This window comes from Bacteroides eggerthii (assembly GCF_025146565.1).
GTDB lineage: Bacteria > Bacteroidota > Bacteroidia > Bacteroidales > Bacteroidaceae > Bacteroides > Bacteroides eggerthii.
Window position 1 is genome coordinate 2,652,278 of sequence record NZ_CP102258.1, and the last position, 22,687, is coordinate 2,674,964.

Sequence of the window (22,687 nt, forward strand, 5' to 3'; positions counted from 1 at the left end):
TTAAAAATACGGTATAAAGATAATCAACCCTATAATTGCCGCCGCAACAGCGCATATCAGCACTGCTCCGGCGGCAATGTCTTTCACCTGGCCCGCAACGGGATGCCGTTCGGGAGACACCAAGTCTACCAGTTTCTCAATGGCGGTATTGAACAGTTCGGCTGCGATAACCGTCCCTATACACATCACAACCATTATCCATTCGGTACGTGTAATTCCCAAAACAATCCCTGCTATGATTACTGCCATCGCAGCAATCAAGTGAAAACTCAGGTTTTGTTCCTTGCCTACACAGCTTTGAATACCCTTCCAAGCATAACCGAAGCTGCGGAGTTGTTTTTTTAAATCATATTTCATGAGCAGTTGGCGATTGGTGATGAATGATTGGTGATGAATCACTTGAACTCAGTTTCTTGAAACCTGCTTCACTCCCTTTATCGTTCTCAATTTCTTGATAAGCGCTTCCAGACGTCCGGTGTCGCCCACCATGATGGTCAGTGTACCGGAGAACAAGCCGTCGTGCGAATCTATGCCTATGCTCCGCAACGTGATTCCGGTTTCTTTGGAGATGATGGAAGTGATGTTCGTTACGATACCGATGTCGTCGTGCCCCACTACACGCAGTGTGATGGGGTACTGGGTCCCTTGGGATTTACCCGCCCAGCGTGCCTTTACGATACGGTATCCGAAACGCTCGCGCAGGTCGCTCGCGTTCGGGCAATCGCAACGGTGTATTTTGATACCGCCGCTTACGGTGACAAAGCCGAATACCTCGTCGCCGTAGATTGGATTGCAGCAACGTGCCAGTTTGAAGTCCAGCCCTTTCAGGTTTTGGTCGATGACGAGCACGTCCTCTTTGGCATTTGTCTCTTCGGGCAGGGCGGCTGCTTGCAGGTTATAACCTTCGGCGCTACGGTAGACGATGTCGTCGTGCGTATCGTTTTCCCGTTTCTGCAGTTCAAGGTACTTGTCTATGATGTCGTTCACGTCGAGCGTTTCGTCGGCGATGCTCTGATAGAAGTCCGTCACCACTTTGAAGCCGAGGCGTTTGATGAGGCGCATCATCGTGCCCTCGTCATATTCTATTTTCCGGTTCTTGAATTTGCGTTCCAGTGTTTCTTTGGCAAATGCATGCTGGCGGGCAGCCATTTCCTTGAGTGCCTGCCGTATCTTGGTGCGTGCTTTGGAAGTTGTGACGATGTTCAGCCAGCCCTGTTTGGGGGTCTGCGTGTTGGAAGTCATGATTTCCACTTGGTCGCCGCTGTTCAGTATCTGCTTCAGCTGTGCGTTCCTGCCGTTTACTTTTGCTCCGATGCATTTGCAGCCCAGTTTGCTGTGGATATGGAAAGCGAAGTCGAGTACGGTGGAACCTTTGCCCAGCTTAAATAAGTCTCCTTTGGGAGTGAAGACGAACACTTCGTCTTCGTATAAGTCCAGCTTGAACTGGTCCATTGTTTCCAGTCCGCTACTGTCGGAGTTTTCCAGCGCTTCACGTACGGAAGTAAGCCATTCGTCCAGACCGCTTTCACCTTTGATTCCCTTATATCTCCAGTGCGCTGCAAGGCCGCGTTCGGCAATTTCGTCCATACGTTCGGTGCGTATCTGCACTTCCACCCATTTGCCTTCGGGGCCCATTACGGTGATGTGCAACGACTCGTAGCCATTGCTTTTGGGCACAGACAGCCAGTCGCGCAAACGCTTGGGGTTGGGCTGGTACATATCCGTTACGATGGAGTATGCCTGCCAACATTCCAGTTTCTCCTTTTCGATCTCGGAGTCCAGAATTACGCGAATGGCGAACAAGTCGTATACACCTTCGAAAGGGCACTTCTGCTTCTTCATCTTCTGATAGATGGAGTGGATGGATTTGGTGCGTCCCTTGATGTGGAAGTGCAGCCCCGCTTCTTCCAGTTTCTTTTGGACGGGAGCGATGAAAGCGGCTATGTATCTGTCTCGTGAGGCCTTTGTTTCGTTCAGTTTCTCTTTGATATGATAGTAAACATCTTTCTCCGTATATTTCAGTGAAAGATCCTCCAGTTCCGATTTTAGCTTGTACAGTCCCAGCTTGTGGGCGAGGGGAGCGTACAGATAGGCGGCTTCATTGGCAACCTGCTTGCGTGCTTCATCATTCCTGCTGTCTTTTATCTGCCGCATGACATTCACGCGGTCGGCAATCATAATGAGTATGACGCGCATGTCTTCTGCAAATGACAGCAGCAGGTTGCGGAAGTTTTCCGACTCGATGGTGGGGCTTTTGGAGTAAAGTTCGTTTACCCGGATCAGGCCCCGTATGATACCTGCCACATCTTCGCCGTAGCCCCGTTCCACTTCTTCGGAAGTACAGGTGCCGCAACGTACGGAGTCGTGGAGCATCAATCCCAGAATGGATGCCCGCTTCATTCCTATTTCTTCCGCTACGATGACGGCGGTCTGCATATCTTTGATAATGGGGTTCAGACCGAAAATATCCCGTTGTATGCGGTTGTTCTGTATAGAGTTTACAAGATGTGTTTTCAGTTTTTTGCAATCGCCTTTGTGGAGCGTGTCTCCGGAAAGCTGTAACAATTTTCGGTAGAGAACGAAGAGCAAACGCTTCTCTCCGGTAGTGAAAAATTCATCTGTTTCCATAATCGTCCGTATTTTCTGCTGTAAAGGTAGTTTTTTTCTTCCTTTTCTTGACGGCACTTGTGCTTTTTTTGTATTTTTGGGCATCAATTAATAAAATTAGATATTATGATAACACCCCAAGACAAAGAACTGCTTGCTAAAAAAGGCATATCCGAAGAGCAGATTGCCGAGCAATTGGCATGCTTCGAGAAAGGATTTCCATATTTGAAATTATTTGCCGCCGCTTCTGTGGGACAGGGTATCCTTGCTCCGGATGCCGATGAACAGAAAAAATACTTGGATGCATGGGAAACATACACCCAGACGGACAAGACTGTTGTGAAATTTGTTCCTGCATCGGGTGCAGCAAGCCGTATGTTCAAGAATTTGTTTGAATTTCTTGGAGCAGACTACGACGCTCCCCAATCGGGGTTCGAGAAAACATTCTTTGAGAAAATCGAGAAGTTTGCTTTCTATGATGACTTGAACGCCGCTTGCCTGAAAACAGCCGGTAAGGACATTCCCGCATTGCTGGCTGCCGGAGATTACAAGGCAGTGGTTGCTGCATTGCTTGAGTCGGCAGGGCTGAACTACGGTGCGCTCCCGAAAGGGCTGTTGAAGTTCCACAAATACGAAGACGGCGCCCGTACTCCGCTGGAGGAACATTTGGTGGAAGGTGCGCTTTATGCGGCCAATAAGAACGGCAAGGTGAATGTTCACTTCACCGTATCTCCCGAACATCGTGCATTGTTCAAGGCGCTGGTGGACGAGAAGGCGGCCGCCTATGCCAAGAAATACGGTGTGGACTACAACATCAGTTTCTCCGAGCAGAAGCCGAGCACCGATACCGTTGCCGCCGATATGGAGAACAAGCCTTTCCGCGATAACGGCAAGCTCCTGTTCCGTCCGGGTGGGCATGGCGCGTTGATTGAAAACCTGAACGATCTTGATGCCGATATAATCTTCATCAAGAACATAGATAATGTAGTGCCCGATAAGCTGAAAGGTGATACCGTATTGTACAAGAAGCTGATAGCCGGTGTGCTCATCACTTTGCAGCAGCAGGCATTTGCCTACCTGCAACTGCTGGACAGCGGTAAATACACGCATGAGCAGGTGCTCGACATCTTGCAGTTCGTGCAAAAGAAACTTTTCTGCAAGAATCCGGAGACAAAGAACTTGGAAGATGCCGAGCTGGTGATTTACCTGAAGAACAAGCTGAACCGTCCGATGCGTGTTTGCGGTATGGTGAAGAATGTGGGCGAACCGGGTGGCGGTCCGTTCCTTGCTTATAACAGCGACGGCACAATCTCTCTGCAAATTCTCGAAAGCTCACAGATTGACATGAACGATCCGGAGAAGAAGGATATGTTTGAAAAAGGCACGCACTTCAATCCGGTGGACTTGGTTTGTGCCGTACGCGACTATAAAGGGCACAAGTTCGATTTGGTGAAGTATGTGGATAAGGCCACCGGATTCATTTCTTATAAGTCGAAGAACGGTAAAGACCTTAAAGCACTGGAACTTCCCGGACTTTGGAACGGTGCGATGAGCGATTGGAATACAGTCTTTGTGGAAGTGCCCCTCACTACATTCAATCCGGTCAAGACTGTCAACGATTTGTTGAGAGAGCAACATCAATAAGAGGGGGAGGCCGTTTCACTGAAATAAAGGTGACTGTTTGCCGACATCATAATTGCGGGAAGCTGACTTCATAGGGAGAATGAAGTTAACTTCCCGTATTTCTTTTTATATCGTTTTTTCTCCCTATCTTTGCCGTAATTCTATAATAACTGATACTGAAGATGAAAAAGATTTTACTGTTAGGTTCCGGTGAACTGGGTAAGGAATTTGTGATTTCCGCCCAGCGTAAAGGCCAATACATCATTGCCTGCGATTCTTATGCCGGAGCACCTGCCATGCAAGTGGCAGACGAATGTGAAGTGTTCAGCATGCTGGACGGTGACGCATTGGAACGTGTAGTACGCAAACACAAGCCGGACATTATCGTACCGGAAATTGAGGCTATCCGTACGGAGCGCTTGTACGACTTTGAGAAAGAAGGAATTCAGGTTGTGCCCAGTGCGCGCGCAGTAAACTTTACCATGAACCGTAAAGCCATCCGCGATCTTGCCGCCAAAGAACTGGGACTGAAAACCGCCAAATATTTCTATGCCAAATCTTTGGACGAACTGAAAACTGCCGCCGAAAAGATCGGCTTCCCTTGTGTGGTGAAACCGTTGATGTCTTCTTCCGGCAAGGGACAGTCGCTTGTGAAGAGTGCCGACGAGCTGGAGCACGCTTGGGAATATGGCTGCAACGGCAGTCGTGGTGACATCAAAGAGCTGATTATCGAAGAGTTTATCAAGTTCGACAGTGAAATCACCCTGTTGACGGTTACCCAGAAGAACGGGCCCACCCTGTTCTGTCCGCCTATCGGCCATGTGCAGAAAGGTGGTGACTATCGTGAGAGTTTCCAGCCTGCCCACATTGATCCTGCTCATTTAAAGGAAGCGCAGGAAATGGCAGAGAAAGTGACGCGTGCCCTGACAGGGGCCGGTTTGTGGGGAGTGGAGTTTTTCCTGAGCCATGAGAACGGCGTTTACTTCTCCGAACTTTCTCCGCGTCCGCACGATACCGGTATGGTTACTTTGGCAGGGACACAGAACTTGAACGAGTTTGAACTGCATTGTCGCGCCGTTCTTGGCCTGCCTATCCCGAACATCAAGCAAGAACGGATGGGTGCAAGCGCCGTCATTCTCTCCACCATTGCCAGTCAGGAACGTCCCAATTACCGGGGCATGGAGGAAGTGACGAAAGAAGAAGACACCTACTTGCGTATCTTCGGCAAGCCGACCACCCGCGTCAATCGCCGCATGGGAGTTGTATTGTGCTATGCGCCGCTGGATAGCGATCTTGACGCGCTGCGCGATAAAGCCAAACGAATTGCAGGAAAGGTGGAAGTGTACTAAATCACACAACCAGCTTTCCTTTGTATACAAACGCTTCCTTGCCGAAATCTATATCCGGCAAGGAGGCGTTTGGTTTGAATATCCCATAGACCGATGAGCCCGAACCGCTCATTGACGCATATACAGCACCTTGCCTGTACATTTCCTCTTTGATTTCCCTGATAGCGGGGAATTGCGGGAATACACTCTCCTCAAAGTCATTCACCATGCAGTTTCTCCATTCTTCAACGGGTAGTTGTATCGTCTCTTTCAGTGGCCGTTCCGGACGGTGCGGTTTTATCTGTGAGAAGGCATCCCGCGTAGAAACGAATATATCCGGCTTCACCAGCCAGAGCTGAAACCCTTTCAACGATAAGGAGACAGGCGAGAATACATTGCCGATTCCTTCCGCATAAGTAGGCGCGTTCCGGATGAAGAAAGCGCAGTCAGCACCCAGTCGGGAGGCATAGTCTTCCATGCTTTCAATGCTTAGGCCGAGGTTGAATTTTTCATTCAGCAGTTTCAGCATGAACGCGGCGTCTGCCGAACCTCCACCCAGTCCCGCCCCCGAAGGGATATGCTTGAATAGGTGGATATCCACCGGTGGCAGGTCGAACAGTTCGTCCAGCAGCTTGTAAGCCTTCACCACCAGGTTGTTTTCCGCTTCACCCGCTATTTCGATGCCGGCTTGGTGCAGGCAATACTTTCTACTGCCTTCATGCAGCAGATTTATTTCCAGCGCATCTTCAATGGGAATGGGGTAGAATACGGTTTCAAGGTTATGGTATCCGTCCGGACGTTTCTCCGTAATATTCAGTCCCAGGTTTATTTTGCCATTCGGAAAGGTCAGCATTGTTCAATTGAGAATTAAGAATTGAAAATTAAAAAAATAACAAACAGCTCGTTAAAATGAACTCCGGAGACAAAGTTAATGAATTCTGTTCATAGTAGATTGAAAACTTAACAACGTTTTTTGGATAGCTATCAATAAAATCGTTTATCTTTGCTCTCCCTTTTGAAAAGGCGGACTGTTATTTCATAATTTTTAATTCTTACATTCAAAAAAAGTGGCAGAACAAAGACGAACTACACGTACTCCGAAGGCTAAAACGCCCCAACCCGTCAACGACTACGGGCGCATACAGCCGCAAGCGCCGGAACTGGAAGAAGCTGTGCTCGGTGCATTGATGATCGAGAAAGACGCTTATTCACTGGTGAGCGAAATTCTCCGTCCCGAATCTTTTTATGAGCATCGGCATCAACTGATATATTCCGCTATTACGGACTTGGCAGTCAACCAGAAACCGGTGGATATTCTTACGGTGAAGGAGCAGCTTGCCAAGCGTGGAGACTTGGAAGAGGTGGGTGGTCCGTTCTATATAACCCGGCTCAGCAGCAAAGTCGCATCTTCTGCACACATCGAATATCATGCCCGCATCATTGCCCAGAAGGCTTTGGCGCGCGAGCTGATAACATTCACCAGCAACATCCAGTCCAAAGCGTTCGACGAGACGCTCGACGTGGACGATCTGATGCAGGAGGCCGAAGGCAAGCTGTTCGAGATTTCTCAGCAGAACATGAAGAAGGATTACACGCAGATCAATCCGGTTATTGCCGAAGCGTATGACCTTATTCAGAAAGCTGCCGCGCGTACCGACGGTTTGAGTGGTTTGGAGAGTGGATTTACGAAGCTGGACAAGATGACTTCCGGCTGGCAGAATTCCGACCTCATCATCATCGCTGCCCGTCCTGCTATGGGTAAAACGGCATTTGTGCTTTCCATGGCAAAGAACATTGCGGTGAATTTCCGCAATCCCGTCGCCCTGTTCTCCCTTGAAATGAGCAACGTGCAGTTGGTGAACCGTCTCATCTCCAACGTGTGCGAGATTCCGAGTGAGAAGATTAAGAGCGGACAGCTTGCCGACTACGAATGGCAGCAGTTGGACTATAAGTTGCGCGACCTGCTGGATGCACCGCTTTACGTGGACGACACTCCTTCGCTTTCCGTCTTTGAACTTCGCACCAAAGCCCGCCGTCTGGTTCGCGAGCATGGGGTAAGGGTGATAATCATCGACTACCTTCAGTTGATGAACGCCAGCGGCATGTCTTTCGGTAGCCGTCAGGAGGAGGTCAGCACGATTTCGCGTTCATTGAAAGGACTGGCCAAGGAGCTGAACATTCCCATCATCGCCCTGTCACAGTTGAATCGTGGAGTGGAGAATCGTGAAGGGGAAGAGGGCAAGCGTCCGCAGTTGAGCGACCTTCGTGAGTCCGGAGCCATTGAGCAGGATGCCGATATGGTATGTTTCATCCACCGTCCCGAATATTATAAGATTTATACATCTGCCGACGGCAGCGATTTGCGCGGTATGGCAGAAATCATCATAGCCAAGCACCGTAACGGTGCTGTGGGCGATGTGCGCCTGCGCTTTATCGGACAGTACACCCGTTTCCAGAATCCGGAGGACGATATGATTATTCCTCCACCCACCGAGGGTGGAGGAGGAGCTACTTTCGGCTCGCGCATGAATGCACCCATAGGCAGCCCCTCTACGCCACCACCGTCTTCCGCCGACTACCTGCCGCAAACCGATAATCCGTTCGGCGGGGTGGGAACGGACGGGCCGTTGCCGTTTTGATTGAGGAAAGAACCCGGAAAAAAGAGGGGGCCCTCTTACACATTCATGGCATTAGCTCCGAGATCCGTTCGTTGAGCGGGGAATATTCTCAGCCCAGCGGGTCTTCCTCTTCGCCTCCGTCAACTCCTCCGCCGCCGGATGTGCCGCCTTCTCCGTCTGTTTTGTTTGCCAGGACTTCAAGATCGTAGAAGTCAATCTTTTGCCGATGAACGAGGAGTGTCGCGCCAGCGTAAACGCTTCTACGTCATAAGCCTTACGCTGTGTTATGTTGTCCTGCGCGATAATCCTTTTCAGGGCGGAGAGTTCTCCCGGTTTCACGCCTTCAAACTCTTCCATATTGATGATGATGCGTGTGGACAATAACCGTTCATGGTCTTTGTTGGCAGGGTCTATGATGCCGTTGTAGAAGTATTCTTTCCATTCGGGCGGCAGCAGGTGGCGAATCCAACTGCTTTTTCCTTTGCCCTGTTCGCTGTAAAGGATAATCACAAGCTGATTCATCTCGTCTTCGCGCAATGCGCATGCCACCATTCCCACGAGCCACCTCCGGAAACCTTCTGTCCATAGCGGTTGGTCTTCGGTCTGTACGGTTTCCGCCAGTTGGCCGATATAGTCCGTCCCGTCCCAGGGCGCAAGCCTGTCCAGATAGTCGGTGAAGGGGTTGAATTCTTTGGCGTAGTCCGAATCTATCACTGCCTTGAGGAAATTCTGGAAACAGGAGATGCTTGCCAATTGGAGATCCACGAATATGGAGTTATAATCTTTTCCCCGCATGGGACGGTAGCCTGCGGAGGAAGTCGAAGACTCGTTGCAGACGGTGAATTCCAGACGGTCCAGAATCATGTTCCGGCGTATGCCGTAGTGTGCTTGCAGAAAGTCCATTACGCGGTTGATGACCGGTTGCTTATCCTCTTTCCGGGTGGTGGTATCGGTAGTCTTGTCAGTGTAGATGTAGGCGTTGTGCAAAGGTGTGCGGACATCGAGGTCATCTTTGCCGAAGTCCTTTTGCGCCAGCCCGATGGCTTTTTCTTCGTCAAGTCCTTTGGCATAGCACTTATTCCCCAGCGCAAAGAGGAAATTGTTACGGTTTCCCTTTTTGAATTTCATGCTGCGTTTTACGGCGGTCACCGCTTTGGAGAATAGCAGTTTCTCCCAGGGCTCTGCTTCGGGCAGGGGAGAAGCTGCGGTGCGGGGACACACCTCTATGCCGGCAGGTTTTCTTACCGGCTGTTTTTTCGCTCCTTTTTCGGGAGCGATGATGTGGACTGCCAATGGTTCTATTTGTTGCTGCAATGTCGTGTTCAGATAGGCTTCCGGGTCGTAGGAGATGAAATAGCCTCTCGATATGTCCTTGCCGCTGCCGTCTATCTCCGTTCCAAGCAATGCCTCGTAATATTGTTTGGCATCGTTGTACAGTTTCGAGTGTACCTCTTCCAGACCCCCGTAGTCTATTTCTCCTTGCAGCAGCTCTGCGCGTAGCCGGCATGCATATTCGGTCTGCCTGAACACGAAAATTTTGTAACCATGCCTTTTGGGAGACAGGAAGCTGCCTAAGGTATTCGGGTCGTTGTTGATCAGGCTCCGTATGGCTTCCAGACGATCTTCTTCCAGTTCGTCGAGGTCGAGGGTGATAACCGGATTGTAGCGGATAATGCCGTATGCCAACCTTCTTTCGCGATAGTTTGCTGTGAGAGTTCGGAAAGGCAGTTGTTTCTTTACGTTGTTGGCTTCTTCCGTCTTGCCCTGTATCACGAGGGAGGCAATTTTGATGATTAGTCTGGCATATTTGCCGTTCTTGATGTCCGCCATGTCCTGCGCGAGTGTCGTCTCTCCGTTGACGGTGCTGAAACCACGATAGGTGATTACTGAAATACTTTCCATTTATTTTGTTTTAGTTTGCCTTATTGGCGCTGCAAAAGTCTGCATTATATCGCTATGAACCAAAAACGGCTTTTCCTGCGAAAAGCCGTTTTTTCTACAATTTGATAGCGATGTCTTTATTACCTTTTTTCTCACATTACGGGATATAGTTCGTTGTATAACTTATATATCTCATCTTCAATGCACTCCGGGTTCAGAGTGTTGGCTCCTCCGTCCGCATCCATGAAGTCTACGAGCAGGTGCAGCGTTCTCGACAATTGCCTGACTCCTTGCAGTCCATGCGTCTTTGTAGGATTTATCAGCAGTTGTATAAAAGGGGATAGGAATATTTTCCGATCCGCATACTTCACGCGTAAGCGCTTGTGTGTCTGCGATAATACCTCTATTACGAGTCGCGTTTTTTCGCTTTCTTTACGGTAAATCACTTGGATGTCTGCCTCCTGAAGCATCTTCACTTCAATTGGAGTTTTTTTAACATGATAGTCACAATTAGAAAAGTGTTTATTTATAATTTGCTAACAAATCGGATGCAAAGTTAACAAATAGTGGCATTGCATCTTCTTCTTTATTCCAATAATTTCCTTTTTGTGGAAAGTGTGTTTGTGATGTTATAGATAGGGGGAGGTAGCTATCCCTGTTGTTATATTAATGTAACACACACTTTTATAAAAGAAAAAGAATGATGCGCCTGCGCGCGTATCTTATATTAACGAAAAAGGAATTAAAGTAAGGGGGAGGGAAGTGTTTTTTAAACGTTCGTTTAATAGACGCAAAGGTAACGTCAAGAAATGACATTACAAAATATTTTTTCAAATAAAATGGAAATCTCTTTGAATATTGCAGGTATACTATTGATTACTAATAGGTTGAAAATGGCTTCAAATTGGAGATTTGTTATGGCTTTTTGCAAAAATAGAATGAAGCCTTTTGTACTCTTAAAGGGTGTTTTTTAAACGAACGTCTAAAAAACACTTTTTGCTTTTAACTCATTCGTTTGCAATACTTTATAGACGCTAAACTAACATCGTACGGTTTGAATGGTCAGAAATGTCCCGTTCAAACCGCGAAGCGCACCCTAATCCGAAGGATTCCTTTAACTTATATTACTTTTAAGTGTCTGAAACACAGAAATATTGGTTTGCTGCCCGCACTCGTGACAAGCAGGAGTTTGCCATATGCAAATCCCTTTCCCGGTTGAAGTCTGAGGAGCATTTGGATGTCGATTATTACCTTCCCACCCGTATTGTGGTTTCCCAGTTGAAGTACCGCCGCAAGCGCAGTGAAGTCCCTGTCATCCGCAATCTGGTCTTTATCCGTACCACCAAGCAGACGGCCTGCGACCTTTCCAATGTCTATGGCGTGCGTCTTTTCTATATGAAAGACCTCTTCACCCGTTCCATGCTTGTGGTTCCGGACAAACAGATGTCCGATTTCATGTTCGTGATGGACCTGAATCCCGACGGTGTCAGCTTCGACAATGGCTCCCTTGTTGTAGGCGACAGGGTGCGTGTTGTCAAGGGCGATCTCACCGGTGTTGAAGGCGAGGTTGCCACAAATGCCAACAGGACGTATGTCGTTATCCGTATCAAGGACATCCTGACCGCAAGTGTCAAGGTTCCCAAATCTTATTTGAAGATAATCAAGTAATAATTCAAACATTGTTTTCAAGAAACAATAATATTCCATCAAAATCCCTTTCTCAATGAATAATTTGACTTCTCGTGCTCTTGAGCTCCAGCGTTTGGCTCACGAGCTGATTTATCTTGGTGTAGACGGTGAGCCTATCTATTCAGACACCTTTTGCCGTTTGAATAAGGATGTCCTTCTGGAGTGCGATTCTCTTTTCTTGCTCCGGGGTAGCACCTCCGATGAAGAGGCCAATCTCTGTCTGGCTCTCCTTTTAGGTTATAATGCCACGATTTATGACTACGGTAATAAGGAGCGTAATAAGCAGTCTGTGCTTGATCGTGCTTTTGAGGTGCTCGAACAGCTTCCCGCCTCCTTGCTGAAAGTGCGCTTGCTCACTTATTGCTATGGTGAGGTCTATGAAGAGGCCCTGCTTCGTGAAGCCCACGAGATAATAGGGAGCTGGGACAATACCTCGTTGTCCTCCGGACAGGCCGAGATCATTGAAGAGCTTCGTAACATTGAGGAGAATCCTTATCCTTACGAAGTGATAGAATAGGAAGAAAATAGAACTAAACTAAGACTTTTATATTTTTATGGAACCAATTGAGAAGGATGATCATTTCATTCCCGACGGAATGAATGCCTTTGAGCGTAACGTAAAGCGTATCGGCGACTGTATTCTGGCCCTTGGCGCGCTTATTGTTTTTTCTCCTTTATTTTTACTCTGTTATATAGCGGTGAAGCGTGAAGACGGTGGTCCCGCTATCTTCAAGCAGGAGCGTATCGGGCGTTTCGGTCGTCCTTTCAACATCTATAAGTTTCGCAGTATGAAGCTGGATGCTGAGAAGCATGGCCCGGCCCTGTATGCCGGTGAGGGAGACTCCCGTATGACTAAAGTAGGCCGTTTTCTTCGCGACCACCACTTGGATGAGCTTCCCCAGCTTTGGAACGTGTTCTGTGGTGATATGGCCTTTATCGGTCCCCGTCCCGAACGTCAGTTCTTTATCGACCAAATAATGAAGGAGGATCCTCGCTATCGTTATTTGTTCCAGATCCGTCCGGGCGTCACATCATATGCCACTCTTTACAATGGCTATACCGATACTTTGGAGAAAATGCTCCGCCGTCTGCGTTACGATTTGTTCTATCTGGAACACCGTTCTTGGGGCTTTGACATCAAGATACTTTTTATGACGTTTATGAATATAGTGTTCGGGAAGAAATTCTAAACTATTTTCTGAGATAAGCAGAATCCTGTTAGGAAGTCTCGATATTTCAGTATATCTTTGAATAAAATTAGGAAGTTATGAGCAAATCCAAACCATACGAAGAGCAGAAAACGGAAAATCAGATGGCGAGTGAAGCGTCGATGATGTATGAAACCGCTCGCAGTGTGGATGATTTCGTTGCATCTATACCTGTGGATTTTATGCAGAAACTTGCGGAACATGCCATCGCAGAATGTAAGGCAGGGCGAGGTATTCCTCACGAACAGGTTGAAGACTTGATTGATAGGCGAATGGGATGGAAATAAATTGGTTGTTTTCTGCGACAGAAGACTTGATTTCTCTTTTAAATAGAGTGAATGAATAGAAATTAGCTATTTAGTCAATACCCCCCAAGTGTTATTTATTATACAAAATCTGACGATAAAATTATCATTATCTCTATTCTTAATTCGAAGTAATCTCTTGAAAATATATATCAGATTTTGGTAAATGCTTTAAAAGCAAATAGTCTGTTATAAAATGTTTTAATATAAATATATTTCACGTGTCTGAATCTTCCCGGACTGCCAAGAGCATCAAAAATGCGAAGGTAGCCCTTATCTTTTATTTCATTAATTTAGTTCTTCAGTTCTTCTCTCGCAAAGTCTTTTTGGACTATTTGGGAGCGGAGGTGCTGGGACTGAACACTACGGCGCAAAACCTGATAGGTTTTTTGAATCTGGCGGAGTTGGGAATTGGCGGTGCTATTGCTTTTACGCTCTACAAACCTATTTATGAAAAGAATACGCAAGTTATAAATGAAATTGTTTCCGTACAAGGATGGCTTTATCGGCGGGTGGCATACGTGGTAATAGTTGGTGCCTGCATTTTGATGTGTTTCTTTCCGTTGATTTTTGAAAAGGCAGAAGTTCCTTTGTGGTATGCTTACGGTTCGTTTTCCGTTCTGTTGGTCAGTACTCTCCTAAGCTACTTTGTCAACTATCGTCAGATAGTGCTGACTGCTGACCAAAAGGAATATAAGATAACGCTGAATATACAGGGCTTTAAGGTTATAAAAGTAATCCTGCAAATATTTGTTATCAGCTATTTGAGCAATGGATATGTGCATTGGATGATTTTAGAGTTGCTGATGTCGGTCACTACGGCTATTGCTTTAGATAAGTTATTGAAGCGGGAATATCCATGGTTAAAAACGGTAGTGAATGATGGAGATCGGTTAAGGCGAATCTATCCAGAAATTATCAGTAAAACCAAGCAGGTATTTTTTCATCAAATAGCAGGATTTGTCCTTCTCCAGACCAGCCCTTTGATTATCTATGCTTATTCTTCCTTGACTTTGGTTGCTATTTATGGCAATTACATGCTTATAGTGACAGGGCTTTCTTTATTAATGGATGCATTGTTACGGAGCGTGAATGCAGGGGTGGGTAGTTTAGTTGCAGAAGGTGACAAACGGTGTATTAAGCGGGTGTTTTGGGAATTGACTTCCTTGAGAATATGGCTTGCTTCTATTGCTTGTTTTGGGATGTATAAATTAGCTCATAGTTTTATTTCTTTGTGGGTGGGCGAGGAGTTTGTGTTAAATCAGTCTGCATTTTTCATATTAATAGGCATTACTTTTATTAATTTGGCACGGACGAACGAAACTTTCCTGTTTGCCTATGGTTTATTTCAAGATGTTTGGGCACCTATGATGGAAGCCGCGCTTAATTTGGGGTTATCTGTAGTGTTAGGCTATTTTTGGGGGTTATCTGGCATTTTGTCTGGCGTCATTATCAGTCTGTTGCTCATAGTTTGTGGGTGGAAGCCTATTTTTTTGTACAGGTATGGGTTCAAGGAGAATATACTGGAATATGTAGTGCGACATTTAAAGTATTTCCTGTTGATAGCCATTTCTTTTATTTGCATTTCTGTTCTATCAGATAGTTATTTATTAATACCGACATATTCTTATGGACAATGGGGCTTATATGCTTTAAAACTTTTGGCTTGCTATTCCATATTCAGCTTTTTCTTGTTCATAGGAGGGGATAATGCTTTTCGTTCATTAACGGTGCGTTTCAAGTCGTTATTAATGAATAAGTGTTCGTAAGTTGAGATAAGCTGGTTTTATTTAATGACAATCTTCTTTTTTTAACTTGGAATGAGTGGGCTGAAGGGCGTCATTTAAAACCTTGTTGAAAGTGAGGAGGGAATTATTTAGAATTTACTAAAAATCTTTTGATCAAGAATGATATGACTAATGTACTATTTGATTTAATCTCGTTACAAGATTATCGTAGTGGGGGTGGAGAGTATGTTAAAAAGGTATTTGATGAATTACTGCTATGCAACTCAATTAATATATATGGCGTATATGATTCAGAATTATTATTTATAGATAATGACTTTGATGAGTTTTCTAAACAAATAGAAATGTTTGATATTAGAAAGATGAAGTTGTCAAATATAATTAATGTCTGCAAAATTGATATTTTATTTATAGGTATTATTCAAAGATATAATCCATATGATTTGAATAATATATACTGCAAAGTAATATGTGTTATGCATGATATTGGCGATATTGAAATTACCCAGAATAATATCCATTTTATGTATAAGCATACAATAAAAAACTATATAAAATTAACTATTGACTATTGGAATGAGAAGAGTAAATATTCTACTAAAAATAGAGTTTTAAAACAGTACGGTAATATTAGACAATTTTTAGGGAAAGCAAATGTTTCTTTATACACAGTTTCTAATTATTCGTCAAGTTCTATATTGTATTTTTTTCCCGAATTGAAAGTGAAAAATATAACAGTATTGTATCCGCCGCCAAAAAGCTATATTCGTTGTGATAATATTGATGATGTAACAATACAGAATCTTTTTTCGTCAGGAAAAAGATATTTATTATTTGTAAATGCGAATAGAGATAATAAAAATTTCAATGTGTTGAATAAATGTATTGATAAAGTGGTTAGCAATTTTCCTAATATGTATATAGTGGTTACTGGTTTAAATATGCAAGTTGAAACAAAAAATGTGATAGCTTTGGGCTATGTGTCTAATTCCGATATGGAAAATTTATATCAGAAAGCCTGGGCACTAATATATGCGTCATATACAGAAGGTTTTGGATATCCTCCTATCGAATCTTTAAAGTATTCAGTACCGGTAATAACTTCTAATGTCTGTTCTATGCCTGAAATATTATCAAATGCAGTATTATACTTTTCTCCTTTTTATGAAAATGATTTATTTTTTAAAATAGTACAATTACATAAAGAATATCAATATTATCAATCTCTAAGTTACGAACAATATACAAAGATAAGAAAAAAGCAAGAAATTGATTTTGCTAAATTGATGAGTTGCATAATAGATAAAATAAATCAATGAATGTGGTTCTGATCGGGTTCGGTCGTAGATTATATTGCTAAATTTGTATTTATATTAATATGTGTATTCGTGTTGCTGCTACAGTTATTCTTTATAATCCGGATGAAATTAGTTTACTGTTAAATATTTCATCGTATATAAATGATGTTGATAAACTTTATGTTATAGATAATTCCGATTTTTCACTAAGTTCAAAAATCGTGGAATACTTTCTTTCAATAAATCATATTGAGTATATAAATTTAGGAGGGAATAAAGGTATTGCATATGCATTGAACTATGCTGCTATCTCTGCTATAAAGGCCGGGTATGATTGGTTAATGACAATGGATCAGGATAGTAAAGCGACTCCTTCAATGGTAAATAAATTGATGTCATTTGTATATGACAATAGAAATAAGCATTTAGGAATTGTTGCCGCTCGTCCAATTTTTACTGACGAAACAGTTGAAGTAAGTTTGATACCGAAATATGAATATGTAGATGTGGTAATATCATCAGGTAATGTTATAAACTTAGCTGCATATGAGGAAATAGGTGGATTCGAAAATAAATTATTTATAGACTCTGTTGATACAGATTTTTGCCTATCTCTGCATCTTTTTAAATATAAAATCATTCAATTGAACACTGCATTATTTTTACATCGATTGGGAGACTGTAAAAGGAAATATTTTTTAGGGTTCATCAAAATGACTCCTACATTTCATTCTGTGGTGCGTAGGTATTATATAACTCGTAACCGTTATTATTTGTTTGATAAATATAAGTATGAATTTAGAGATTGGATTCGTAGGGAAAAATATAAAAATTATAAGGAGTTTATAATGATATTGCTTTATGAACCTAATAAGTGGAAAAAAGTACTCGCTATTTATAAAGGTTGGAAAGATGCTCGGAAAGGTGTTTTTGGTGGTTTAAAAACAAATCTATAATCGACAGGTTAATTGTATTTGTAGATATGTTTTTAGAATTTATAGTTCTTTTTATTTTGCTTTGTTTTCTATCCTTCATACCAACGAAAAAAAATAGAGACATCAATATCGTATTCTCCTCCGTTGGATTATTGTTATTTCTTTTTGCTGCTTTTAGGGATGGTGATTATATTGATTCGCGAGGGGTACAATTAAGTGACTATGATGTTTATATATCATATTTTAATCATTATCAGGATGCACTTGTTGAACCGACATTTAAGTGGATTTCTCAGATTATTCATAGTTTTGATGGGGGGTATATATTTTTATTCTGCATATATGCTTTTCTGGGCCTGTATTGCAAGTTTCTTGCTATAAGTAAGTTATCAACATTAGTTTTATCGTCCGTATTAGTTTATGTTAGTCGTTTCTTTATGCTTCATGAGATGACGCAAATCCGTATTGGAGTAGCTTCTGGGTTAGTATTATTAAGTTATATATATATATATGAGAAAAATATAAAAAAGTTTTTGTTTTTTGTGCTTATAGCGACCATGTTTCATGTATCGGCACTTTTGGTAATTCCTTTTTATTATTTTAATTGTCATTCTATCAATAAACGTTTGTATGGATTCTTAATTCCATTGTCATACGTCTTTTATTTTACAGGTATAAAGGTTATTTCATTGTTGAAATTATTACCTATAAACTTCATTCAGGCTAAAATAGATACATATTTGGAATTACAAGAAATAGGTGATAGTGTGGCTTCTGACATCAATGTTTTTAATTGGGTACATATTGTGCAGTGTATTATTGCGTATTTGTTACTTAATAAGGTAGGAGAAATTGCTAAATATAATTCATATGCATATTTATTGATTAAAATATATATATACGCATTAGCTTTTTATGTGTTCTTTGCAACATTCCCAGTTCTTGCAGGTCGCGGTAAGGAACTTTTTTTAATCGTTGAAATTATTGTAATTCCTTGGCTTACATATCTTTTTAAACCACGAATGATTGCTAAAAGTATAGTTGTTGCGTATGCGATTATAATAATGGGAATAGTAGTGTTTTATGATAAAATAATACCTATATAATGTCACTTGCAATTTTGATGTCTACCTTTAATGGTGAGAAATATTTAAAGGAGCAAATAGATTCCTTACTAAATCAAGAATATGAAGCCTTTGATATCTATATTCGTGATGATGGATCCACTGATCAAACAGTTTCTATACTTGAGAATTATGAACATATATATCCCAATATATATTTGTTAAAAGATACACAAGGAAACATAGGCGTTTTCAAAAGTTTTATGTATTTATTGTCACAAGTGCATGCTGACTATTATATGTTTTGTGATCAAGACGATGTATGGTTGTCAAATAAGATTTCCATGTCAATGAAACGTATGAATGAATTGGAGGATATTTATACTTTACAAATTCCACTTTTAGTTTTTACAGATTTGGTTTTGGTAAATCATAAATTGGATGTTATTGCAGAGTCTGTGTGGAAAATAACGAAAACAGTTCCTGACATTGCTTTAAAATATTTGAATGGAGTTTGTCCTATGGCCGGATGCACTATGTTGTTTAATGATGCGGCAAAGAAAGTGTCATTACCCATTAGTGATAAAGGTTGGGTACATGACTATTGGGTGGCCTTGTCTGTTGCAAAAAAAGGAATAATTGGGTATGTTTCTCAGCCGTTGATTTGGTATCGCCAGCATGGTATGAATGAAATAGGAGCTATTGGATATCCTAAAAATATGCTATGGGAAAAAGTAAAAAACATTCGTAAAACGCTTCGTATTAATTGGTGTTCATATAAGATGGTTCATTTTATAAATAATATTGGCTGGTTTGATTATTTAATTGTGAAGATAAAGTACGCTATTATATTAAGAAAGATATCATAATGAGAATTGCATTTGTAGTAGGAGATATCTCCTCGGCGGGAGGTATTGAAAGGGTTTTAAGTATCTTAAGTAATCTTTTTGTAGAACGTGGTCATGATATTACTATTGTTTCATTGTTTAGGGCTCATGAGAAAATGAATTATCATTTTAATTCAAGTGTGAAAATAATATCTCTTTCTCATTATCAATATGCATTGAAAAAACAAGGAGGTATCCTAAGACTTTGTATGTTTGGGTTGATACTTACATGTGCTAAACGATATTTTAAAGTGAATAATTTTGATATCATTATGGGAGAGGGATTTCCTGTTAATCTAATTTTATATTTGATAGGAAAGAAACAGAATGTCGTGGCATGTGAGCATGTTTACTATAATTATTATTCAAAAATAGTTAGAAGACTAAGGCTTCTTATATATAAAAAATTTAAGGCGGTTGTAGTTTTAACTCAGAATGATAAAAGGCATTTTGATAGATATCTGAGCGAGGTATATGTTATTCCTAATCCAGTTCTTTCTAATCCTCAAAAGAAATCGGATATATCATCTTTAAAAATGATTTCTGTTGGCCGGTTAGAACCTCAAAAAGGATATGACATGCTTCTACAAGCTTTACCTGATGTTTTTAAACTTTTTCCCAAATGGAGATTGCACATTTGGGGAAGTGGGGTTTTGGAAAAGCACTTGATAAGGTTGCGGGACAAACTTCATTTACAAAACCATGTGATATTTTGTGGAGTAACTGATAACATAGAACAAGAGTATATTTCTTCTTCATTGTTTATCATGTCTTCTAGATATGAGGGATTTCCAATGGTTTTAATTGAAGCTATATCTTATGGATTGCCCGTCGTTTCTTTTGATTGCCCTGAAGGACCGTCAGATATTTTGAAAGATGGTGGAGGGGTGTTAGTTCCTCCGAATGATATTGTTGGGCTGAAGAATGCAATAATCCAAATGCTATTGAATGAAAATGATAGAAGGAAATGCGCAGCAGAAGGGCCAATAATTTCAAAAAAATACTCACCTGATAATATTTACTCATATTGGAGTTCTCTTCTAGATAAATTATTGTAAAATATAGATTGAAATGTTGCATGATTTTCTAATCGTTGGTGCTGGACTTTTCGGTGCCACTGCTGCGCACGTCCTTACCCGTCGTGGAAAGCGGTGTTTGGTGATAGACAAACGCTCGCATATAGGCGGCAATGTTTATACCGAAAATGTGAACGGCATCAACGTTCACAAATATGGTGCCCATATCTTCCACACAAGTAGCAAGGATGTATGGGACTTTGTTAACTCATTCATAGAGTTCAACCGCTACACAAACTCTCCCGTAGCCAATTATAAGGGGAAGCTTTACAACCTTCCTTTTAATATGAATACGTTTTACCAAATGTGGGGAGTTATTACTCCGGAGCAGGCGGCTGCGAAGATAGAAGAACAAAGGCGGGAATCGGGAATTATCAATCCCCACAATCTGGAAGAACAAGCGATTTCTTTAATTGGGAAAGATATTTATTACACGCTTATCAAAGACTATACGGAGAAGCAATGGGGCAGAAAGGCTACGGAGCTTCCAGCTTTTATCATTCGTCGTCTTCCTGTGCGCTTTACCTTTGATAATAATTATTTCAACGATAAGTATCAGGGAATCCCTATCGGTGGGTATACAAAGTTAGTAGAGAAACTGCTGGGAGAAATCGAAGTGAAGCTTGATACAGATTATTTTGAGAACAGGAAATACTTTGATTCCATAGCAGACAAGGTAATTTATACGGGCGAGATAGACCGTTATTTCGATTATCGTTTCGGACACTTGGAGTACCGGACAGTAAGTTTTGAAACCGAACTGCTGGAGGGTGTTGCTAATTATCAGGGTAATGCGGTGGTGAACTACACTGATGCAGAGACTCCCTACACCCGTATCATCGAGCATAAACACTTTGAATTCGGGAATCAGCCGGATACGGTTATCTCGAAAGAGTACTCCAAAGAGTGGAAGCCGGGCGACGAACCGTATTATCCGGTGAACGATGAGCGGAACGGGGCTTTATATGCCCAGTACAAGGCGCTGGCCGATGCGCAGGAGAGGGTGCTCTTTGGCGGTAGGCTGGCAGAGTATAAGTACTATGATATGCATCAGGTAATCATAAGGGCTTTGAATCTGGAAAATTCTTTAGTTTAGAAAAATCAAAAAATAGTATGGAAAAAGGCTTGGTATCTATCGTTACTCCGGTTTATAACGGAGCGAAGTATGTGTGTGAAACGATAGATTCTGTATTGAGGCAGACATACGCGAATTGGGAAATGATAGTAGTGGATGACGGTTCGAAAGATAATAGTGCCGAAATTATAAATGAATATGTCCGGCGCGACAAGCGGATTGTATTGCTGAGGCAAGCTAATGGCGGTTCTGCTTCTGCCCGAAACAATGGGATAAGAAATGCAAAAGGACAATATATTGCTTTGCTGGATGCTGACGATTTATGGGAACCTGATTTTCTGGAAAGCCAACTCGCCCTGATGAAACGGAAGAGTGCTATAGTGGTACATGCCTCCTACAAACGGATTAATGAGAACTCGGAAGAAATATTGCGTCCTTATCGAGCTAAAGAAGTAGTGACCTATAGACAGATGCAAATGACAAATCATATTGCCTGTTTGACTGGTTTGTATGATAGTTCTGTGTATGGAAAAATTTATTTGAAAGAGGAGTTAAAAAGTATCAGGGATGATTATGCCTATTGGCTTGACATTGTGAAGTTGGCAGGTAAGTCGTATGGTAATCAAGAGGTATTGGCGAGTTATCGGGTGATGGCGTCTTCTACAACAGGCAAGAAAAAGAAACTGGTTAAAGCACAATTCCTTTTTTATTATCGCTATCAAAAGTTGGGCATGTTGAGGAGCCTATTATATACTGTGTACTGGGGAATTCTTGGATTCATTAAGTTTTATAAGTAATGAAGTTGCTGATGTTCCAAAAAGTCGTATAGTATAGCGAATAAAGAAAAGGAATCTCTTTATTCGCTATACAGTGGATATTTTTTTCATTGTGCATCGCTTCAGCATTTCTGCTTTTCATATAGAATATGTAAAATTGGATGTTAACAAATTATGGGTATGGATAATGTGAATCAAAAAATAATTGATACTCAAAGAGTAATTAATTATATCAATTCTTTTTTGGACAATGTCAGGGTAGAGGACATTATCCAGAACTCCGGTGCCGATAAGCTACGTGTATATCCGGCTTTATTTGAATTGGAACAAAGTGGTTTTCTTGAAGTGGTGGAACGGGAAGAGCTTGGAGCACCGTTGATAGTCAGGAAAAGGAAAAACAGATAAACGACAGGTAACAGCGGTTATTATGTTTTAGGCGCAGCCGGGATTGCTTCGATTTAGCAATTCCGGCTGTTTTTGTTTAAATTCTTGATATAGAATGAGTATTTATAAGACTTTCGATAATTGAACTTAAACGATAAAATTCACTTATAAGTTATTTATTCTAA

Annotated in this window: 21 protein-coding genes; 16 read left to right on the forward strand and 5 right to left on the reverse strand. The window is 42.2% G+C overall.

All coding sequences use genetic code 11. The annotated features are described in order from the left end of the window. Together NQ546_RS10880 and NQ546_RS10885 are read right to left on the reverse strand one after the other, a co-directional pair. Positions 1–357 (reverse strand): diacylglycerol kinase family protein, encoded by a 357-nt coding sequence (locus tag NQ546_RS10880; RefSeq protein ID WP_004291107.1) that lies wholly within the window; start codon positions 355–357, stop codon positions 1–3. Positions 358–405: 48 nt separating this feature from the next. Further along, the gene (locus NQ546_RS10885) at positions 406–2,628 is read right to left on the reverse strand and encodes a RelA/SpoT family protein (RefSeq protein WP_004295232.1); all 2,223 of its coding nucleotides are present in this window, start codon (positions 2,626–2,628) and stop codon (positions 406–408) included. Between the two features lie 105 nt (positions 2,629–2,733). Between NQ546_RS10885 and NQ546_RS10890 the strand changes: the two genes are divergently transcribed. Both NQ546_RS10890 and purT read left to right on the forward strand, forming a co-directional pair. Next, positions 2,734–4,251, forward strand: coding sequence for a DUF4301 family protein (locus NQ546_RS10890; RefSeq protein WP_004291105.1), 1,518 nt, complete (start codon positions 2,734–2,736; stop codon positions 4,249–4,251). Between the two features lie 161 nt (positions 4,252–4,412). Next, positions 4,413–5,579, forward strand: a complete 1,167-nt coding sequence (purT, locus tag NQ546_RS10895; protein WP_004291104.1) for a formate-dependent phosphoribosylglycinamide formyltransferase — start codon at positions 4,413–4,415, stop codon at positions 5,577–5,579. Between the two features lies 1 nt (position 5,580). On the opposite strand, the gene ispE is transcribed toward purT, so the two are convergent. Continuing rightward, positions 5,581–6,411 (reverse strand): 4-(cytidine 5'-diphospho)-2-C-methyl-D-erythritol kinase, encoded by an 831-nt coding sequence (gene ispE / locus NQ546_RS10900; RefSeq protein WP_004291103.1) that lies wholly within the window; start codon positions 6,409–6,411, stop codon positions 5,581–5,583. A gap of 214 nt (positions 6,412–6,625) precedes the next feature. Between ispE and dnaB the strand changes: the two genes are divergently transcribed. Beyond that, a complete protein-coding gene (gene dnaB / locus NQ546_RS10905) occupies positions 6,626–8,197 on the forward strand; it encodes a replicative DNA helicase (RefSeq protein WP_004291102.1) in 1,572 nt (523 codons plus the stop codon). 51 nt (positions 8,198–8,248) lie between these two features. Here dnaB and NQ546_RS10910 read toward each other — a convergent pair whose 3' ends face one another. Together NQ546_RS10910 and NQ546_RS10915 are read right to left on the reverse strand one after the other, a co-directional pair. Further along, positions 8,249–10,078: a BT4734/BF3469 family protein gene (locus tag NQ546_RS10910; RefSeq protein ID WP_004291101.1), complete on the reverse strand. Its 1,830-nt coding sequence runs from the start codon at positions 10,076–10,078 to the stop codon at positions 8,249–8,251. A 131-nt stretch (positions 10,079–10,209) separates the two neighbouring features. Next, positions 10,210–10,527: a hypothetical protein gene (locus NQ546_RS10915; RefSeq protein WP_004291099.1), complete on the reverse strand. Its 318-nt coding sequence runs from the start codon at positions 10,525–10,527 to the stop codon at positions 10,210–10,212. A 664-nt stretch (positions 10,528–11,191) separates the two neighbouring features. Here NQ546_RS10915 and NQ546_RS10920 point away from each other — a divergent pair. The 13 genes from NQ546_RS10920 to NQ546_RS10980 all read left to right on the forward strand — a co-directional run bounded on the left by NQ546_RS10920 (position 11,192) and on the right by NQ546_RS10980 (position 22,523). Further along, positions 11,192–11,725, forward strand: a complete 534-nt coding sequence (locus tag NQ546_RS10920; protein WP_004292395.1) for a UpxY family transcription antiterminator — start codon at positions 11,192–11,194, stop codon at positions 11,723–11,725. A 55-nt stretch (positions 11,726–11,780) separates the two neighbouring features. Beyond that, positions 11,781–12,263 (forward strand): UpxZ family transcription anti-terminator antagonist, encoded by a 483-nt coding sequence (locus NQ546_RS10925; RefSeq protein WP_004295516.1) that lies wholly within the window; start codon positions 11,781–11,783, stop codon positions 12,261–12,263. 37 nt (positions 12,264–12,300) lie between these two features. Next, the gene (locus tag NQ546_RS10930; protein WP_004295517.1) at positions 12,301–12,936 is read left to right on the forward strand and encodes a sugar transferase; all 636 of its coding nucleotides are present in this window, start codon (positions 12,301–12,303) and stop codon (positions 12,934–12,936) included. Positions 12,937–13,013: 77 nt separating this feature from the next. Then, complete coding sequence (locus tag NQ546_RS10935; protein ID WP_004291097.1) at positions 13,014–13,241, forward strand: hypothetical protein; 228 nt, start codon at positions 13,014–13,016, stop codon at positions 13,239–13,241. 239 nt (positions 13,242–13,480) lie between these two features. Beyond that, positions 13,481–15,028, forward strand: a complete 1,548-nt coding sequence (locus NQ546_RS10940) for a lipopolysaccharide biosynthesis protein (RefSeq protein WP_004291096.1) — start codon at positions 13,481–13,483, stop codon at positions 15,026–15,028. A gap of 143 nt (positions 15,029–15,171) precedes the next feature. Beyond that, positions 15,172–16,326, forward strand: a complete 1,155-nt coding sequence (locus tag NQ546_RS10945; protein WP_004291095.1) for a glycosyltransferase — start codon at positions 15,172–15,174, stop codon at positions 16,324–16,326. Positions 16,327–16,385: 59 nt separating this feature from the next. Then, positions 16,386–17,261, forward strand: a complete 876-nt coding sequence (locus tag NQ546_RS10950; protein ID WP_004291094.1) for a glycosyltransferase family 2 protein — start codon at positions 16,386–16,388, stop codon at positions 17,259–17,261. Between the two features lie 26 nt (positions 17,262–17,287). Continuing rightward, the gene (locus tag NQ546_RS10955) at positions 17,288–18,346 is read left to right on the forward strand and encodes an EpsG family protein (RefSeq protein ID WP_004291093.1); all 1,059 of its coding nucleotides are present in this window, start codon (positions 17,288–17,290) and stop codon (positions 18,344–18,346) included. Then, a complete protein-coding gene (locus NQ546_RS10960) occupies positions 18,346–19,173 on the forward strand; it encodes a glycosyltransferase family 2 protein (RefSeq protein ID WP_004291092.1) in 828 nt (275 codons plus the stop codon). The genes NQ546_RS10955 and NQ546_RS10960 overlap by 1 nt, the downstream gene beginning before the upstream one ends. Continuing rightward, positions 19,173–20,249, forward strand: a complete 1,077-nt coding sequence (locus NQ546_RS10965) for a glycosyltransferase family 4 protein (protein ID WP_004291091.1) — start codon at positions 19,173–19,175, stop codon at positions 20,247–20,249. The genes NQ546_RS10960 and NQ546_RS10965 overlap by 1 nt, the downstream gene beginning before the upstream one ends. A gap of 13 nt (positions 20,250–20,262) precedes the next feature. Beyond that, positions 20,263–21,363, forward strand: coding sequence for a UDP-galactopyranose mutase (glf, locus tag NQ546_RS10970; protein WP_004291090.1), 1,101 nt, complete (start codon positions 20,263–20,265; stop codon positions 21,361–21,363). A gap of 17 nt (positions 21,364–21,380) precedes the next feature. After that, positions 21,381–22,139, forward strand: a complete 759-nt coding sequence (locus NQ546_RS10975; RefSeq protein ID WP_004291089.1) for a glycosyltransferase family 2 protein — start codon at positions 21,381–21,383, stop codon at positions 22,137–22,139. A 159-nt stretch (positions 22,140–22,298) separates the two neighbouring features. Further along, positions 22,299–22,523 carry a hypothetical protein gene (locus NQ546_RS10980; protein WP_039953374.1) on the forward strand — a complete coding sequence of 75 codons (225 nt, stop codon included), beginning with the start codon at positions 22,299–22,301 and terminating at the stop codon, positions 22,521–22,523. The last annotated feature ends 164 nt before the right edge of the window (positions 22,524–22,687 follow it).

Coding starts and splice junctions, on each gene's coding strand:
- NQ546_RS10950 (WP_004291094.1), top strand. CDS start 16,386: ATGTGTATTCGTGTTGCTGCTACAGTTATTCTTTATAATCCGGATGAA.
- NQ546_RS10980 (WP_039953374.1), top strand. CDS start 22,299: ATGGATAATGTGAATCAAAAAATAATTGATACTCAAAGAGTAATTAAT.
- NQ546_RS10930 (WP_004295517.1), top strand. CDS start 12,301: ATGGAACCAATTGAGAAGGATGATCATTTCATTCCCGACGGAATGAAT.
- NQ546_RS10965 (WP_004291091.1), top strand. CDS start 19,173: ATGAGAATTGCATTTGTAGTAGGAGATATCTCCTCGGCGGGAGGTATT.
- NQ546_RS10885 (WP_004295232.1), bottom strand. CDS start 2,628: ATGGAAACAGATGAATTTTTCACTACCGGAGAGAAGCGTTTGCTCTTC.
- glf (WP_004291090.1), top strand. CDS start 20,263: ATGTTGCATGATTTTCTAATCGTTGGTGCTGGACTTTTCGGTGCCACT.
- NQ546_RS10890 (WP_004291105.1), top strand. CDS start 2,734: ATGATAACACCCCAAGACAAAGAACTGCTTGCTAAAAAAGGCATATCC.
- NQ546_RS10960 (WP_004291092.1), top strand. CDS start 18,346: ATGTCACTTGCAATTTTGATGTCTACCTTTAATGGTGAGAAATATTTA.
- NQ546_RS10880 (WP_004291107.1), bottom strand. CDS start 357: ATGAAATATGATTTAAAAAAACAACTCCGCAGCTTCGGTTATGCTTGG.
- NQ546_RS10945 (WP_004291095.1), top strand. CDS start 15,172: ATGACTAATGTACTATTTGATTTAATCTCGTTACAAGATTATCGTAGT.
- ispE (WP_004291103.1), bottom strand. CDS start 6,411: ATGCTGACCTTTCCGAATGGCAAAATAAACCTGGGACTGAATATTACG.
- NQ546_RS10915 (WP_004291099.1), bottom strand. CDS start 10,527: ATGCTTCAGGAGGCAGACATCCAAGTGATTTACCGTAAAGAAAGCGAA.
- NQ546_RS10955 (WP_004291093.1), top strand. CDS start 17,288: ATGTTTTTAGAATTTATAGTTCTTTTTATTTTGCTTTGTTTTCTATCC.
- purT (WP_004291104.1), top strand. CDS start 4,413: ATGAAAAAGATTTTACTGTTAGGTTCCGGTGAACTGGGTAAGGAATTT.
- NQ546_RS10910 (WP_004291101.1), bottom strand. CDS start 10,078: ATGGAAAGTATTTCAGTAATCACCTATCGTGGTTTCAGCACCGTCAAC.
- NQ546_RS10935 (WP_004291097.1), top strand. CDS start 13,014: ATGAGCAAATCCAAACCATACGAAGAGCAGAAAACGGAAAATCAGATG.
- NQ546_RS10975 (WP_004291089.1), top strand. CDS start 21,381: ATGGAAAAAGGCTTGGTATCTATCGTTACTCCGGTTTATAACGGAGCG.
- NQ546_RS10925 (WP_004295516.1), top strand. CDS start 11,781: ATGAATAATTTGACTTCTCGTGCTCTTGAGCTCCAGCGTTTGGCTCAC.